The sequence below is a fragment of the Bradyrhizobium sp. AZCC 1588 genome (assembly GCF_036924735.1).
In the GTDB taxonomy this organism is placed as follows: Bacteria; Pseudomonadota; Alphaproteobacteria; order Rhizobiales; family Xanthobacteraceae; genus Bradyrhizobium.
The window spans coordinates 5,305,086-5,319,413 of record NZ_JAZHSC010000001.1; the positions used below are offsets into that span (position 1 = coordinate 5,305,086).

The 14,328-nt window shown below is 63.1% G+C and carries 14 protein-coding genes; 6 read left to right on the top strand and 8 right to left on the bottom strand.

The annotated features are described in order from the left end of the window. Positions 1 to 909 carry a hypothetical protein gene (locus V1277_RS24645; RefSeq protein ID WP_334418520.1) on the top strand — a complete coding sequence of 303 codons (909 nt, stop codon included), beginning with the start codon at positions 1 to 3 and terminating at the stop codon, positions 907 to 909. On the opposite strand, the gene V1277_RS24650 is transcribed toward V1277_RS24645, so the two are convergent. Further along, complete coding sequence (locus tag V1277_RS24650) at positions 897 to 1,862, bottom strand: amidohydrolase family protein (RefSeq protein WP_334418521.1); 966 nt, start codon at positions 1,860 to 1,862, stop codon at positions 897 to 899. The two genes, V1277_RS24645 and V1277_RS24650, sit on opposite strands and share 13 nt — an antisense overlap. Before the next feature lie 151 nt (positions 1,863 to 2,013). Between V1277_RS24650 and V1277_RS24655 the strand changes: the two genes are divergently transcribed. Continuing rightward, the gene (locus tag V1277_RS24655; protein WP_334418522.1) at positions 2,014 to 2,202 is read left to right on the top strand and encodes a hypothetical protein; all 189 of its coding nucleotides are present in this window, start codon (positions 2,014 to 2,016) and stop codon (positions 2,200 to 2,202) included. After that, positions 2,139 to 3,611, top strand: coding sequence for an FAD-binding oxidoreductase (locus V1277_RS24660; RefSeq protein WP_334418523.1), 1,473 nt, complete (start codon positions 2,139 to 2,141; stop codon positions 3,609 to 3,611). The genes V1277_RS24655 and V1277_RS24660 overlap by 64 nt, the downstream gene beginning before the upstream one ends. Before the next feature lie 329 nt (positions 3,612 to 3,940). On the opposite strand, the gene V1277_RS24665 is transcribed toward V1277_RS24660, so the two are convergent. The 5 genes from V1277_RS24665 to V1277_RS24685 all read right to left on the bottom strand — a co-directional run bounded on the left by V1277_RS24665 (position 3,941) and on the right by V1277_RS24685 (position 8,859). Then, complete coding sequence (locus tag V1277_RS24665) at positions 3,941 to 5,116, bottom strand: LysM peptidoglycan-binding domain-containing protein (protein ID WP_334418524.1); 1,176 nt, start codon at positions 5,114 to 5,116, stop codon at positions 3,941 to 3,943. Positions 5,117 to 5,267: 151 nt separating this feature from the next. Then, the gene (locus V1277_RS24670; RefSeq protein WP_334418525.1) at positions 5,268 to 5,612 is read right to left on the bottom strand and encodes a hypothetical protein; all 345 of its coding nucleotides are present in this window, start codon (positions 5,610 to 5,612) and stop codon (positions 5,268 to 5,270) included. Continuing rightward, entirely contained in the window at positions 5,602 to 6,702 is a 1,101-nt protein-coding gene (locus tag V1277_RS24675; RefSeq protein ID WP_334418526.1) for a hypothetical protein, read from the bottom strand. The genes V1277_RS24670 and V1277_RS24675 overlap by 11 nt, the downstream gene beginning before the upstream one ends. Beyond that, positions 6,695 to 7,117 (bottom strand): hypothetical protein, encoded by a 423-nt coding sequence (locus V1277_RS24680; RefSeq protein ID WP_334418528.1) that lies wholly within the window; start codon positions 7,115 to 7,117, stop codon positions 6,695 to 6,697. Before V1277_RS24680 ends, V1277_RS24675 begins: the two co-directional genes overlap by 8 nt. Positions 7,118 to 7,443: 326 nt before the next feature. Continuing rightward, positions 7,444 to 8,859, bottom strand: a complete 1,416-nt coding sequence (locus V1277_RS24685; protein WP_334418529.1) for a TolC family outer membrane protein — start codon at positions 8,857 to 8,859, stop codon at positions 7,444 to 7,446. A gap of 336 nt (positions 8,860 to 9,195) precedes the next feature. Between V1277_RS24685 and V1277_RS24690 the strand changes: the two genes are divergently transcribed. After that, positions 9,196 to 11,067 (top strand): acetyl-CoA hydrolase/transferase C-terminal domain-containing protein, encoded by a 1,872-nt coding sequence (locus V1277_RS24690; protein WP_334418530.1) that lies wholly within the window; start codon positions 9,196 to 9,198, stop codon positions 11,065 to 11,067. 86 nt (positions 11,068 to 11,153) lie between these two features. Here V1277_RS24690 and V1277_RS24695 read toward each other — a convergent pair whose 3' ends face one another. Then, on the bottom strand, positions 11,154 to 11,933 hold the full coding sequence (locus V1277_RS24695; RefSeq protein ID WP_065744225.1) for an enoyl-CoA hydratase: 780 nt from the start codon (positions 11,931 to 11,933) through the stop codon (positions 11,154 to 11,156). 120 nt (positions 11,934 to 12,053) lie between these two features. Continuing rightward, the gene (locus tag V1277_RS24700; protein WP_334418531.1) at positions 12,054 to 12,731 is read right to left on the bottom strand and encodes a hypothetical protein; all 678 of its coding nucleotides are present in this window, start codon (positions 12,729 to 12,731) and stop codon (positions 12,054 to 12,056) included. 348 nt (positions 12,732 to 13,079) lie between these two features. Between V1277_RS24700 and V1277_RS24705 the strand changes: the two genes are divergently transcribed. After that, positions 13,080 to 13,625: a sigma-70 family RNA polymerase sigma factor gene (locus V1277_RS24705; protein WP_334418532.1), complete on the top strand. Its 546-nt coding sequence runs from the start codon at positions 13,080 to 13,082 to the stop codon at positions 13,623 to 13,625. Between the two features lie 2 nt (positions 13,626 to 13,627). Next, on the top strand, positions 13,628 to 14,266 hold the full coding sequence (locus V1277_RS24710; protein ID WP_334418533.1) for a DUF1109 domain-containing protein: 639 nt from the start codon (positions 13,628 to 13,630) through the stop codon (positions 14,264 to 14,266). The last annotated feature ends 62 nt before the right edge of the window (positions 14,267 to 14,328 follow it).

The window sequence follows — 14,328 nt, forward strand, 5'->3', positions numbered from 1 at the left end:
GTGATCGTCTCCGATCAAGCATCCGCCAGATTAGCCGCACTACTGTCGAAGGCCTCCGTCGAAATTTCCTCGCGCGGACATCAGATCGCGGAACTGAGCGACCATTTCGCTGAAGGCACCGATGTCACGATTACGTTCCTGCCCGGCGACAATTACCGTCACAACATTGAAACGGCCGCCGCGCTACGCCGTGCCGGCTACAATCCGGTGCCCCATATCGCGGCGCGCGAAATGGCCTCGCGGGAGGCATTCAACGATTTCCTGACAAGGGCGCGCGGCGAAGCCGATGTCTCGCGCATCCTCCTGATTGCCGGCGATGTCGTTGCTGCGAGAGGCCCGTTCAAATCGACGCGCGATATTGCCGCCAGCGGCTTGCTCGAGGCGCATGCGATTGCAGCCGTCAGCATTGCCGGTCATCCCGAGGGGCACCCCTATCTCGATCTGCCGGACGCGCTGAACGGCCTCAAGGCGTGGCGCGACTGGGGGCGGCGGACGGGAACGCGGGTCGATGTCGTCACTCAATTCTGCTTCGAGAGCACGCCGATACTGCAATGGATCGGCGCCCTCGATCGCGCGGGCATCGATCTGCCTGTCATGGTCGGCCTGGCCGGTCCGGCAACGCCGGCGACATTGACAAAGTTCGCGCTCCGCTGCGGCATCGGCAATTCCATGCGTGCGCTGCGGGCCCAGATCGGCCGGTTCGGCCGCCTGCTGACGGACACCGGACCTGACGACGTCGTCAGGGGATTGCGAGCGGCGCCTGCGGCGGCAACCGCGCCGATCGCCGGATTCCATCTGTTCCCGTTCGGCGGCCTGCGCAAGGCCGGCGACTGGCTGCGCAATTACGACCGCGATCCGTTCGGACAGCAGCAGGCCGCGATGTCGACTGCCGGGCTTCAGAACCCGTAGAGCTGTGCGGGATTGTCGACCAAGATCTTCTTGCGGATCGCCGCATCCGGCGCCCACACCGGAAGCTGATTCAACAGCCGCCCGTCGTCGATCTGAAACAGCGGCGTGACGTCGGTGATCTTCTTGTCGGCAGGCGTGACCGAGTTGGGGTGCGGCCAGTCCGTGCCCCAGACGATACGGTCGGGATTGGCTGATATCAGCGCCTTGGCGAGCGGGATGCAATCGGTGTAATCGGGCGCGAGTTTGGAGGCGCGGTAGGCGCCGGAAATCTTCACATAGGCCTTGCCCGATTTGACGAGATCCACGAGGTCGGCAAAACCCGGCTGCTCAACGCCGAGGCCTGCCTTGGCGCCGCCGAAATGGTCGAACACGACCGCCACCGGCGAGGCCATCACCAGATCCTTGATCGCGGTGATCATCGCCGGGTTGGTGTAAATCTGCACGTGCCAACCGCGCGCTTTCATGCGTTCGACTGCGGCTGCGAAGCGTGGCCGGGCGACGCTCGGATCGTTGACGCCGCCGGTTGCGAGATTGAGGCGGACACCGCGAATGCCGGCCTTGCCCATGACATCGAGATCGCTTTCCGACGTCTTGTCGTCGATTACGGCTACCCCGCGCGCGGTCGGCCCCCGTGCCGCCATGCCGACCAGCGTGGCCGAGTTGTCGGTGCCGTAGATCGAGGGCGTGACGATCACCACGCGCTCCATGTGCAGCGCCTTGTGCAGGGCGGTCATTTCCTCGGGCGAGGCCAGTTCGGGCGTGTAGACGCGGCCGGAGAAGAACGGGAATTTTTCGGGATCGGGGTGGATATGGGTGTGGCAGTCGCAGGCGCCCGCGGGCACGTCGAAATTCACCGGCGTCGCCGGCTGCGCCGCTTTGGCAGAGGCGGTTCTATTATTCATGATCACTCCGGCTGCGATGGAGGCGAACATCATACTGCGTCGCGTCAGCATTGGTGTCCTCTCACATGTATTCGGCAGCTCCGCAATTGTCAGCTCCGGCTTATCGCTTCGGTAACGCAACCGGTCTATCGAACCAGAAGCCGCCCAAATTTGACTAAACATTCGCCCTCCCGGAATATCTCGCAATCCCTGGAATCAATTCATGAAGAAATTTTCGCAAAAATTCAAAACCGGCGTCTCCGTGGCGGCCGTGGTCGTCGTGCTGCTCGGCGTTTACAGCTATCGCAGGCTTCAGGCGCTGGCGGCCGATCCCGCGGGCGAAAAGGATTGCGGCCCGGCGGTCGGCGGCGGCGAGCAGGCGAAATCGATCTGGAGCGGATCAAGGCGATAGCGCCGCTCAAGGACGTGAAATGGTCGCAGCTTGGCGGCAGCATCAATGATGCGAGCTGTCTCAACAAGACCGAAATCTACGGCGTGGTCGAGGTGCGCAGCGTCGAGGATATTGCGAAGACGCTGGCCTTTGCGCGCGACAACAAGCTCTCCGTCACCACCGCCGGCGTCCGCCACAGCATGGGTGGGCACGCCTTCCGCAAGGGCGGCATTGTGCTCGACATGCGCGGCTTCAACAAGATCGTGCTCAACGAGAGTACGCGATCGGTCACCGTGCAGCCGGGCGCGACCTGGCACGACATCCAGAACGTGCTGCATCCGCGCTTTGCGGTGCGCGCCATGCAGTCGACCGACATCTTCACCGTCGGCGGCTCGATCTCTGTCAATGCCCATGGCATGGACCATCAGGCCGGCGCGCTCGCGAAATCGATCAAGTCGATGAAGGTGATGCTGGCGGACGGTTCGCTGCGCACGGTATCGTCGACCGAGAATGCGGATCTGTTCAACCTCGTGGTCGGCGGCTACGGCCTGTTCGGCGTGATCGTCGATGCCGAGCTCGATATTGCCGACAACCTCGTCTACCAGACCGGCCGTCGCGTGATGGACTACAAGGAATTTCCGGCGCTATTCGCCGGCGAGATCGAGAAGGACAGCAATGTCGGCCTGATGTACGGCCATCTCTCGACCGCGCCGAGCACGTTCCTAAGGGAATTGCTGCTCTATACCTACACCAAGATCGACGGCACCGATTTCAAGCGCCAGCCGCTCGGCGAGGTCAGCGGCACCAAGCTGCGGCGGCTGACCATCAACCTGTCCAAGCAAGGGCCGCTGTTTCAGGAAATGAAGTGGTTGTCGGAAAAGCACATCGAGCATCGGATGGAAAATTGCACGGTGACGCGCGCGCAAGCGATCGGATCGGCGGAGGCCTGTCTCGTCAACCGCAATGACCCGATGCACGATTCCGTGCCTTATTTGCGCAACTCGCTGCCTGACGATACCGACATCCTGCACGAATATTTCATCCCGCGCAGCCAGTTCGTCTCGTTTGTCGACGGCATGCGCAAGGTGCTGATCGACAACAAGACCAATCTGCTGAACGCGTCGGTGCGGGTCGTGCATCAGGAAAATAATTTCCTGACTTATTCGCCGGAGCCGGCATTCTCGCTGGTGCTCTACATCAACCAGACGACGGACGAAGAGGGCAACCGGCGGATGAAGAAGGCGACGGAAGAACTGATCGACCTCACCATCGCGCACAAGGGCCGGTTCTTCCTGCCTTACCAACTCTACTATTCGAAGGACCAGTTGCAGCGCTCATACCCGGAGATCAGCGATTTCTTCGCAGCGAAACGGAAGTATGATCCGGGCGAGTTGTTCACCAATACGTTTTACCAGAAATACGCGTCGTGATGCCTGTCTGCCATCCCGAGCATCGTGCATCGCTCGGCAAAAGCGAGATGGTAATCATGGACGTCACAAGAAATCGCGCAGCCTCGCAAGTTCAACGACGAGTTCGGCGGAGATTATTTTAGGGATCAAATCGCCCTGTGGGGCGGTGTGAATCTCGTAGAGATGACGTTGGCTGAGCGGTTGCTTCAGAAACTTGGTGATGCATTCGTCCAAGGTGCCATCAAGCACCGAGTACGGGATCGACCAGGCAGCGTCTTTGACGCGTTCGTTGTTTTTCGAAGGCCATTTTTTTAGAACGGCAGGAGCGTGAAAGTCCGTTTGAGCACTCCTTAAGGATTGGCTTCCCGGTTGGGAATGACAAAGGTCTGGCCGGGATAGATCAGGTTGGGATTGCGGATTTGCTCTCGGTTGGCCTTGTAAATCGTCGCGTAGCGTGTGCCCGCGCCGAGGGTAGCCTGGCTGATGCGCCACAAGCTGTCGCCGCGCGATACCGTCGTGGTCGTGATCTTCGGCACCACGACGGTGGAGGAGTTCGTGACATCCGGCAGGGTGGCAGCCGTGGCATCCGCCACCTGCGACTTCGGCAGGGCGACGGAGTCTGGTTTGGACGGTGAGGTCCGCGGCGGCACCGACGCGGTAACCACCTGGTCGGGCGCGTTGAACGGCACCTCGGCGCGTCCACGCACCACGCCGGACTTCGAATCAACCTCGTCCAGCCTTACGCGATAGTTCCCGGGGCCGATTCCTTCATTGATCGTGACGGCAAAGCGTCCGTCCGCCGCCGCCGTTACCGACGCAATGAAGCTGTCGTTGAGATAGAGCCTCACCGGAGCGCCCGAGCGCGCGCGGCCGCTCACATGGAATTTGCCGCCGGCCTCGATCTCGACCGCCTCCACGACCACCGCCGCGGTTTCCGACTTCGCCTGGGCCGGCTGCGACATCACGACGGTAGGTTTGTTTGGCGTCATCAGGGCCACGACCGGCCGTTCCTTCAGGCTCGGCTCAAGCGCCACCGTCACGCTCTGCTTGGACATGATCTCGCTGCCGTCGGGCTGCTTGGCGCGCAACGTCAGATCGTAGGTGCCTGGCGGAAGCGGGCGCGGGATCATCACGAATTGTCCGGATTGATCAGCGACCGCGCGATCATGCAGTTCGCCATTGCGCAGCAGTTCCACGGTGACGCCCGGCGCCGCGCGTCCCGCGATGACGGCTTCGCCGGTCGGCTCGACGCGCGCGACGTCGAACGCCGGTCCGCCATCGCCGCTCTCGGGCGCGGTGGTCGATCCAGCCAGCGCGGCTGCCACGGCGTTTGCCTCCGCCTGTGCGCTTGCGAGCGACGGCCCCTTAAGCCGCTCGTCAGTGACCGGCTTCGGCGCGACGCTTGCGGTCTTGTCAGCAATCGGCTCGCGCCGGATGTACTGGACGGCAACCAGCGCTGCGATGCTCGTCGCCACAACAAGCCCTATCAGGGGCACGACCACTCGGTTCATTGGTGTCTTGATCATGGTCTCAGCCCATCGGCCGGAAGATCGGCCCGCCTTCATTATACAGGGATTTCGACCGAAATGGATACTAAAGCCGGGAGACAGGCTGCAAGTACCGAAGGATTAAGCCGTTCGAGCCGGGCGGGGCGGGGACGGCTGGAACCCTAGTCCCTCAAAGCTGCGCGGTGAACCGATTCGGCGGCAGGCCGCTACAGCCGCTCGCCTGTTCGGCGTCGAGCACCAGCAGCGCGCCGGCCGCGTAGAGACGGCCGACGAAATCGGCGTCGTCGGAACGCGCGATGGTGACGTAGTTATTCGACGCAAGAATGCGGCCGTTGGCCTTGGCGATCGCAGCCAGGGCCTGGGACGGCGGACCTATGACCGCCATCGACTTGCCGGGGGCTGAGCCGAAGGTCAACCCGGTGACGACGGCAAGCCAGCCGCACACGACGAGGGCGATCGCGCCGGCAATCTGGCCCCAACGCCCACCGCCGCGCTGACGTCCGTCAGTAGTCATAGAAGTGCTCAATGCTTGCACCCCTGGCCTTGAGCTCGCGGTTGATATCGACCAGACGGTCGATCCTTGCCTTCAGACCCGCCCGGCGGAAGCCGGGCTTCGCATCGACTTCCAGTGAAAACAGCTCCGTCGTACCCTTGATATCGAGCTTGGCGGCGTCGGGCGCAATCACGGTGATAAGGATGTCGTGATTGCCCGCGATCTCTGCAACCCCATAACCCTGATCCAGCAGCCGCTGCAATATGTCGGTGAACGCCTTGTAGCGCGGCGTCTGCACGAGCTGCCATTGTGCGTTGAGCGCGCGAATCGGCTTGATGCGCGGTTCTTTTGCCAGCACCTCCGGCGGCAGCGTCGCGACGGCAAACATGATGTCGCGCGGCTCATTGTCATTGCTGGCGTCTAGCGCCTTCTGAATCAGCGCGGCGTAACCGATCTTGACGAAGTATTCCGCGCCGAGCGCGAAGTCGCGCTCCCGGCTACGCAAGCTGCTTGGCGTCGGCGTCGAAATTGCCATCAGGCCATCGAGCTTCTCGCTGAATGGGTATTTGTACCAGGGAACGGTGTAGAGGAACGAGGCATAGTCCTGCAGCACGGCGCGGCCGAACTCATCCTGCGGGGTGCGCTTCTCGCCCCTGATCCATTCGAACGCGCGGCCGATCGTATTCTCGTAGAATCCCTTGACGGCGTATTCGACGGAATAACTGATGCCGATCACGTAAATCATCGTCTTCACTTCGGCCAGCGATTCTCCCGTTGCGGGCACGGCGTGATTGATGGTGCAGAAGCTGCGCCAGAAGCCGAAGATGTGGCCGAGATAGTTGAAATGGCTTTCGCTGGAGCGGTCGAGGAAGCTGCCGAAATCCTCGAAGGAGTAGACGATGTACCATTCGGGAAACGTGAAGAACGTGTTGTTCAGCTTCCGTCGGTAGCCCGGCTCATCGATGGCGGGCAGGGTGACGGCCGGCGCAGTCGAGGTTGATGTGCTGGCCGCGGGCCGGCACGTGCCCTCGATATAGGCCAGTGGCAAAAGCACCGTCAGCGCAATCAGGATCGCGACGACAGCCAGGATGCGCCGCAGCCACTTAAGCATGAACGGCGGTCCGCGTCCGCGGCGCGAGCAGATAGCCGATCACGATCGCGACGCCACCGAGGGCGAGATGCGGCGCGTTGGCGAAAAACCGCGTCGAGAGCGGCAGGTTGAGGACGCCGTTGATCAGGATGCCGAAGTCGAGATAACCGCTGCCGGTGAGCAGGCCGAGCACGCCATCGGCAAAATAGAACACGCCGAACAATTGAAAGAATAATTCCGAGGCGCGACGCGAGGTCATCGCCGCAATTGCGGCCCATAGCGCCGACACCAGATGCAGCCCGTCGGCATACCAGGTGCGGCGAAACAGGCCGAAGATCATGTCATTGGCGTCGATGAAGGCCGGGATGTAGCCGGTGAGGATGACGAAGCCGAGCAGGGCGGCGTAGCCCCAGGCGCACAATCTAATGATGTCCATGATGTCTCCGGCCGATTCGAATCTCGGGGCCAGTCTAGAGTTTTCCAATTGTCTTGAGCAGGGCGTCGTTGAACAGGCCGGGGTCCTCGATTTGCGGAATGATCTGGCAGGACCGATGGCGGAGGTAGCTACATCATTTGCGCGCGGTCTTGCTTACCCTCCCCTGGAGGGGGAGGGTCGGCTCGCATGAGCGAAGCGAAATGCGAGACGGGGTGGGGTGATCTCTCCGCTCGGGCACTGTTGGATGTGGAGAGACCGTCACCCCACCCCGCCGCTCATTTCATGAGCGTCGACCCTCCCCCTCCAGGGGAGGGTACGTTAAACAACTACTGCCCGGACGGCGTCCGCAGGCCGTGCCAGGCGTCGCGCACCTGGTGGTAGTGCACTTCCGGCAGATAGTCCGGCGTTTTGAGGCCGAGATTCTTGACGTCGAGCCGGCCGATCGCGCTCAGCAGCGTATAGGAAGCGATGACGCGGTCGCGCTGCGCGCCGATCAGCCGCGCCTTTGCCAAGATCAGGTCCTGCTGCGCGTTAAGCACGTCGACCGTGGTGCGCTGGCCGCCCGCCGCCTCTCGCTGCACGCCCTGCAGCGCGACGGTGGCAGCGCGCACTTCAGCTTCGGATGCCGTGACCGCAATCTTGGCACCTTCATTGGCGACCCAGGCGCCGACCGCGGCGGTGCGAGCCTGGTTGCGGACCTGGTCCAGCACCTGCCGGCTTTGCGCTGCGATTTCCTTAGCCTGCCGGGTCTGTGAGGCGGCCATGCCGCCATCATAGATCGGCTGCGTGAGCTGGCCGGTCACGGAAGCCTGGTCGGTCCCGAGGGTGCCAAGCGTGGGATCCGAGTCCTTGCTGCGGCTGACGCTTCCCTGCAGCGTGATCGTCGGCATCAGGCTGCTTTCGGCGACGCGGATCGAGGTGGTGGCGACGTCGAAATCGAAGCTTGCCGCCATCACGGCAGGATGCCCGCGGAAGGCCTGCCCGGTGGCGTCATCGCGGCTGCGCGGCAGCAGGCGATCCACGGCTTCGGCAGGGCGGAGCACGGTGGGCGCGTTGCCGATGACCTGAAGATAAGTCGCTTGGCTGACGGCCAGATTGACCTCAGCGGCATTCAAATCGGCGCGACCCCGGCTCAGACGTGCCTCGGCCTGCGCAGCGTCGGTTGGCGTGACGTCGCCGGCATTCAGACGCTTCTGGGTGATGCCGAGCGTTTCCTGCAGAAATTCCACGTTGGCGCGCTGGGCTTCGACCAGCGATTGGTTGGCGAGAACGTTGGTGTACACCGTGACCGCATCCAGCAGCACGCCCTGACCGACATTGCGCAGCGCCTCGCGACCCGCCTGCACCTGCAACTCCGCCACGCGTACACTGTTGGCGGTCCTGAAGCCGTTGAACAACGTCTGGGACACGGTCACGCCGATGGTCCAGGGCTTCAGATTCGCCGACTGGACGGTGTTGTCGGGCAGCAGGTTGCGCACCGCCTGAAAGCCGGCGGAGAGAGTGGCGACGATCTGCGGCCGATAACCCGAAAGTGCCTGCGGCACGTTCTCGTCGGTGGCGCGCTGGCGGGCGCGTTCGGCATTGAGCGCGGGATTGGTTTGGTAGGCCTTGGCCAGCGCATCGGGAAGACTTTCACCATGCGCGGCCGGCGCCGCAAATGCGAGGCAAGCTGCAGCAAGGCAAATGCCCGATCGAAGCAACCGTCTTTCAACGTAGCCAACCTTAGCGGCGCGCCTGGTCATTTGATTCCGTAGTCAACACAAGAACGTGATAACCCTGCTTCGAGCCATCCCGTTCTATCTTCCAGTTTGAGCATGACCTTCAGGAGTGCCGGTTGCCCGCCATCCGGATCATGCACTGTCCGTCCGCCCCCGCCGACAGTCGTCTACCTGTTTAGGGGGCGCCATGGCCACAGGCAAACTGCCGCGCGACATCAGTACATTAATTCGGTGAAAGTCCGTGCTTGGCTGTTGCCGGTTCGTCACAGACGAATCTTGGGTGAAGATAGGCTATAGCTCTCGTGGCTGGCGTCCGATTCCAGGGCGGCTGCCTGCTAGCTACGCCCAGGTTCGCATGTGATGCAAAAGTTGTTTTCCGATCCCGAAGCGATCGCGGAGGATATCATCCGCGATGTCGGAACCAATCTCGTGGTCGGATTGCCGCTCGGGCTTGGCAAGGCCAACCACATCATCAACGCGGTGTACGCACGCGCCGCTGCCGATCGTTCGATCAAGCTGACGTTATTTTCGGCACTGACGCTGGAGAAGCCGCGGCCCTCGAGCCTGCTTGAACAACGTTTCATCAGCCCGGTGATCGATCGCCTCTTTGGTGGTTATCCCGACCTCGCCTATGCAAATGCACTGCACGCCGGAGAACTGCCGCCCAACGTCAAGGTGATCGAGTTTTTCTTCCTGGCGGGCAAATGGCTGCACGTGCCGTTCGCGCAGCAGCATTACATCTCCGCAAACTATACCCATGCTGCATCGTATTTGCTGGCGCGCGGGCTCAATGTCGTCACGCCATTGGTGGCCAAGCGCGTCGTCGATGGCGTGACGCGTTACAGCTTGAGCTGCAACACTGACACAGCGCTTGATCTGCTGCGTGCCCGCGCCGAGGGGCGCGCTTCGTTCAAAGTGTTCGCGCAAGTCAATTCAGAACTGCCATTCATGCCGGGTGCGGGCGACCTGCCGGGGGACGAATTTTCCGCTGTGCTCGACAGCCCCGCGACGGATTTCCCGCTGTTCGCCCCGCCGGCCGAGCCGGTCAGCGACACCAAATACGCGATCGGGCTTCACGCAGCGAGTCTCGTGCCTGATGGCGGCACGCTGCAGATCGGCATCGGGCAAGTCGGCGATGCGCTGGCGCAGGGGCTGATCGTCCGTCATCGGGACAGTGCGCAGTTCCGCGCCATCATGAAGCGGCTCGCGCCCGGCGTGGAGCCGGTGGAGAGCGCGCCGTTCGCGAAGGGGCTGTATGGGGTCAGCGAAATGCTGATCGAGGCGTTTCTCAGCCTGATCGAGGCCGATATTCTCAAGCGCGAGTTCGACGGCGTCGTGCTGCACGGCGCATTTTTCCTCGGGCCGAAATCGTTCTATCGCGCGTTGCGCGAGATGCCGCCCGACCAGCTCGCGCGCATCCAGATGATGCCGGTATCGTTCACCAACGAGCTCTATGGCGACGAGGACGCCAAGCGTCGCGCGCGTGTCGATGCCCGCTTCGTCAACAACGCGATGATGGCAACGCTGATGGGGGCGGCGGTCTCTGATGGTCTCGACAATGGCCAGGTCGTCAGCGGCGTCGGCGGCCAGTACAATTTCGTCGCGCAGGCGTTCGCGCTTCAAGGCGCACGGTCGATTCTTACGCTGGAAGCGACGCGGCAGGCGGGCAGGAGGACGCACTCCAACATCCGCTGGAACTACGGTCACGAGACCATCCCGCGGCATCTGCGCGACGTGTTCGTCACCGAATACGGTGTTGCCGATGTCAGAGGCAAATCGGACGCCGAGACCATCGCGGCGATGCTCGCGATCACGGATTCCCGTTTCCAGGATGAACTGGTGAAGATCGCCAAGGATGCCGGCAAGCTGCCGAAGGAGCATGAAATTCCGCGCGCGCATCGCGAGAATTTTCCGGAGCGGATCGCGGATGCCTTGAAGCCTGCGCGCGAGGACGGACTGCTGCCGCCGTTTCCATTCGGTAGCGATTTTACCGAGGTCGAGCAGCGGCTGATACCGGCCTTGCAGTTGCTGCGGGAAGCGCAGCGGAGGCCGATGCTTCTGCCGGGATTGCTGTGGCAGGGGATGACCCAGCCGCCGGATGCCCCGAACCGCGAATGCCTGGCGCGGCTTGGCCTCGATCGTCCGACGACGTTTGCGGAGCGTGCCTATCGCGCGCTGGTCAACGCGGCGCTGGCGCGGAGCGGGAGGTCCCGTAGGGTGGGCAAAGCGTAGCGTGCCCACCATCACTTTGTGCGGAGCGCAAGAATGGTGGGCACGGCGCTGCGCGCCTTTGCCCACCCTACGAAACCGAGCCAGCCCTACCTGTTCTTGTTCACCGGCTTGCGCTTCTCGATGAACGCCGCCATGCCTTCGGCGCGGTCTTCCAGCGCGAAGGTCGAGTGGAACAGGTTGCGCTCGACATTCATGCCCTCCGACAGTGGCGTCTCGAACGCGCGGTTGATGGCTTCCTTGGCCATCGCAGCCGCGGGCCGCGACATCGAGGCGATCTTTTCCGCGGCCGAGAGCGCTTCTTCCATCAATTTGTCGGCCGGCACGACGCGGCTGACGAGGCCGGAACGCTCCGCTTCGGCCGCATCCATCATGCGTCCGGTGAGGCAGAGGTCCATCGCCTTGGATTTGCCGATCGCGCGCGTCAGCCGCTGCGTCCCGCCGATACCCGGGATGGTGCCGAGCGTGATTTCGGGCTGGCCGAATTTGGCGGTATCGGAAGCGATGATGATGTCGCACATCATGGCGAGCTCGCAGCCGCCGCCGAGCGCATAGCCGCTGACGGCCGCGATCGTCGGTTTCCGGCAGGTGGCGACGCGATCGCCGCCAATGGCGGTGAAATCGCTGGAGAACATGTCGATGAAGCTTTTCGGCTGCATCTCCTTGATGTCGGCGCCGGCGGCGAACGCCTTTTCGCTGCCGGTGAGCAGGATGCAGCCGATCTTGTCGTCGGCCTCGAGGTCATCGACCGCGGCAGCGATTTCACGAAACACGCCGAACGACAGCGCGTTGAGCATTTTCGGCCGGTTCAGCGTAATGATGCCGACCGCGCCCTTGCTCTCGACAATGATGTTTTCGAACGTTGCCATGATCCACCCCGGGTAGTCCTTTTCGCGGGCAATGTGCCCGCTGCCGGGGTGGGCTTCAAGTGGGCTGGAACGGATCCCGGATGCCGGGATGTGGGGATGCCGCGTCCCGTGGTCCGATAGCTACGCCATGAACATGCGCGCGGCCGAGGCCACCGTCAGCAGGGCACCGAAGGCGATGAAGATCTTTCCGATCAGCGAGGTCTTGTCCAGGGTGGAACTCTCGTTGCTGGCGACCTGATCGGAGGTTTCCGATGCAGGTTTGGTCGAAGCCATCGCGACCGTCTGCGTGGCCGAGCCCTCGGGCGGTGTCGCCTGCAGCGCCCGATCGACATCGTTGAGCTCGTCGGAGGCAACTACGGTGGCATCGGCCGGCGCCTCGGCATCGGCCGGCTTGTCCGCGGCCGATTGCAGGACGGTATTGGCCTTCTCAGACATCGCCGCCGACATCCCCTTGGCGCTGTCGGCCGGCGCATCGGCTGCCGTCATTTGCGCGTTGGCGTTGGCGAGCCATTCGGGCATCCCGGACGGAGTGCCGCCACTCGCATCGGCCACCTGCTTTTCCTCAGGCTGTTTGTCCTCGACAGGTTTCGATGCCGCACGCGTGGATTTGCGATGGGCGGAGCGCTTCTTCAGGGAACGCGAACCCTGCCTGGCGGACTTCTCGGACGTCGCGCCTTCCGGTTTCGATACCGCGGCGTCATCGGCACCGGCGGCCATCGTCGGCGATGGTGCTGCGAACCCCAACAAAAGCCCTGCCGCAAGAATGAAGGCCGACCCCGCGCTGGCTCGGATCGTCATGTGGAATCTCCCCATTGGCCGCCGCCCGGCGGCGAAATGAGACCCCTGAGGTGTCCACAGCACGGCGGAAAATGGGAATCTTCGGGCAACACCGGGCAAAAGCTGGGCAATGTCGGTCAGCCGACGTGCTGGCGGGCATTTTGCCGACGCGGAATTAGCGAGCTACGCCGGATGCGAGCCTGCGCAATCGATGTTATGAGCCTGCCATCGCGCAGCCGGTTGTCCCCCGATTCCCCGGATAGGGAGCTACCCCAAGCTGCCGGCGGGACCTTCGATCACGAGTTCGTGATCGGGTTGTCCTGATGTAACAAATTGAAAGATCGATCGAATTGCAGGGTAGGAGCGCGGGTGCGCGAACGGGATGACGAATGGACCGGCCTGATGCGGTCGGCCATTGCAGGCGACGGCGCGGCGTATCATCGCCTGCTCAAGGCCGTCACGCCGGTGCTCCGGGCCGCGGCGCGCCGCGGTCTGGCGCGGGCAGGGCAACCGGTCGATCAATCCGAGGACATCGTGCAGGACATTTTGCTGGCGGTCCATCTGAAGCGGCATACCTGGGATGTCACCGCCCCACTTGCCCCATGGCTGTTCGCGATCGCCCGCAACAAGCTGATCGATGCGCTGCGCCGCCGCGGCCGGCGGATTTTCGTCGATATTGACGATTTCGCCGAGACCCTGCCGGGCGAAACGCCGGCCGAAACGGCTTCGCCAAGCGAAGTTGCCGCCCAGCTCCAGACGCTGCCGGCCCGGCAGCGCGACGTGCTGCAGTCGATCGCGGTCGACAGCGCCTCGATCAAGGATACGGCGGCGAAATTTTCGATGAGCGAGGGCGCGGTGCGGGTGGCGCTGCACCGGGGGCTGACCAGCTTGACGGCGAAGTTGCGGGAAAATTGAGCATGGATACCGATCAGCTCATTCGAACGTTGGCGGCCGACAACGCGCACCGCGCGCGGCCGGTCGGCTTCGCGCTGATGCTGGCGCTTTTGGCCGCGGCACCGGTTTCGCTGTTGATGTTCTTCACCGAACTCGGCGTCAGGCCCGACGTGATGGTTGCGATGCGCAATCCGTTCTTCGACCTGAAATTCGCGGTGACGCTGGCGCTCGCGATCTCGGCAATTGCCGTCAGCCTGCATCTGTCGCGGCCCGAAGCCTCGCTGCGCGGATTTGGTTGGCTGCTGCTGGCACCGGTGGGAATTTTGACCGCCGGGATCGGCGGCGAAATGATGATGCCGCAACGGCTGCCGATGATGACGCGGCTGGTCGGCAAGAATTCGTGGGTTTGTCTGACGGCGATTCTGCTGCTGTCGCTGCCCATCCTGGCCGGCGCGCTGCTCGGATTGCGTCACGGTGCCCCGTCGCGGCCTGCATTGGCGGGCGCCATCGCCGGACTGTTGTCGGCGGGATTGGCGGCAACGCTCTATGCCTCGCATTGCACGGATGATTCACCGCTGTTCGTCGCGACCTGGTACACGATCGCGACCGCGCTGGTGGCCGCGATCGGCGCGCTCGCCGGAGCGAAGCTGCTCAGATATTGAAGCTGCTCTCTTTACCCTCCCCTGGAGGGGGAGGGTCGACGCTCATGAAATGAGCGGCGGGG

Bases quoted from the DNA above. Each gene is read 5' to 3' on its own strand.
- V1277_RS24685 (WP_334418529.1), bottom strand. From the start codon at position 8,859: ATGACCAGGCGCGCCGCTAAGGTTGGCTACGTTGAAAGACGGTTGCTT.
- V1277_RS24670 (WP_334418525.1), bottom strand. From the start codon at position 5,612: ATGACTACTGACGGACGTCAGCGCGGCGGTGGGCGTTGGGGCCAGATT.
- V1277_RS24690 (WP_334418530.1), top strand. From the start codon at position 9,196: ATGCAAAAGTTGTTTTCCGATCCCGAAGCGATCGCGGAGGATATCATC.
- V1277_RS24680 (WP_334418528.1), bottom strand. From the start codon at position 7,117: ATGGACATCATTAGATTGTGCGCCTGGGGCTACGCCGCCCTGCTCGGC.
- V1277_RS24710 (WP_334418533.1), top strand. From the start codon at position 13,628: ATGGATACCGATCAGCTCATTCGAACGTTGGCGGCCGACAACGCGCAC.
- V1277_RS24695 (WP_065744225.1), bottom strand. From the start codon at position 11,933: ATGGCAACGTTCGAAAACATCATTGTCGAGAGCAAGGGCGCGGTCGGC.
- V1277_RS24675 (WP_334418526.1), bottom strand. From the start codon at position 6,702: ATGCTTAAGTGGCTGCGGCGCATCCTGGCTGTCGTCGCGATCCTGATT.
- V1277_RS24655 (WP_334418522.1), top strand. From the start codon at position 2,014: ATGAAGAAATTTTCGCAAAAATTCAAAACCGGCGTCTCCGTGGCGGCC.
- V1277_RS24665 (WP_334418524.1), bottom strand. From the start codon at position 5,116: ATGATCAAGACACCAATGAACCGAGTGGTCGTGCCCCTGATAGGGCTT.
- V1277_RS24700 (WP_334418531.1), bottom strand. From the start codon at position 12,731: ATGACGATCCGAGCCAGCGCGGGGTCGGCCTTCATTCTTGCGGCAGGG.
- V1277_RS24650 (WP_334418521.1), bottom strand. From the start codon at position 1,862: ATGCTGACGCGACGCAGTATGATGTTCGCCTCCATCGCAGCCGGAGTG.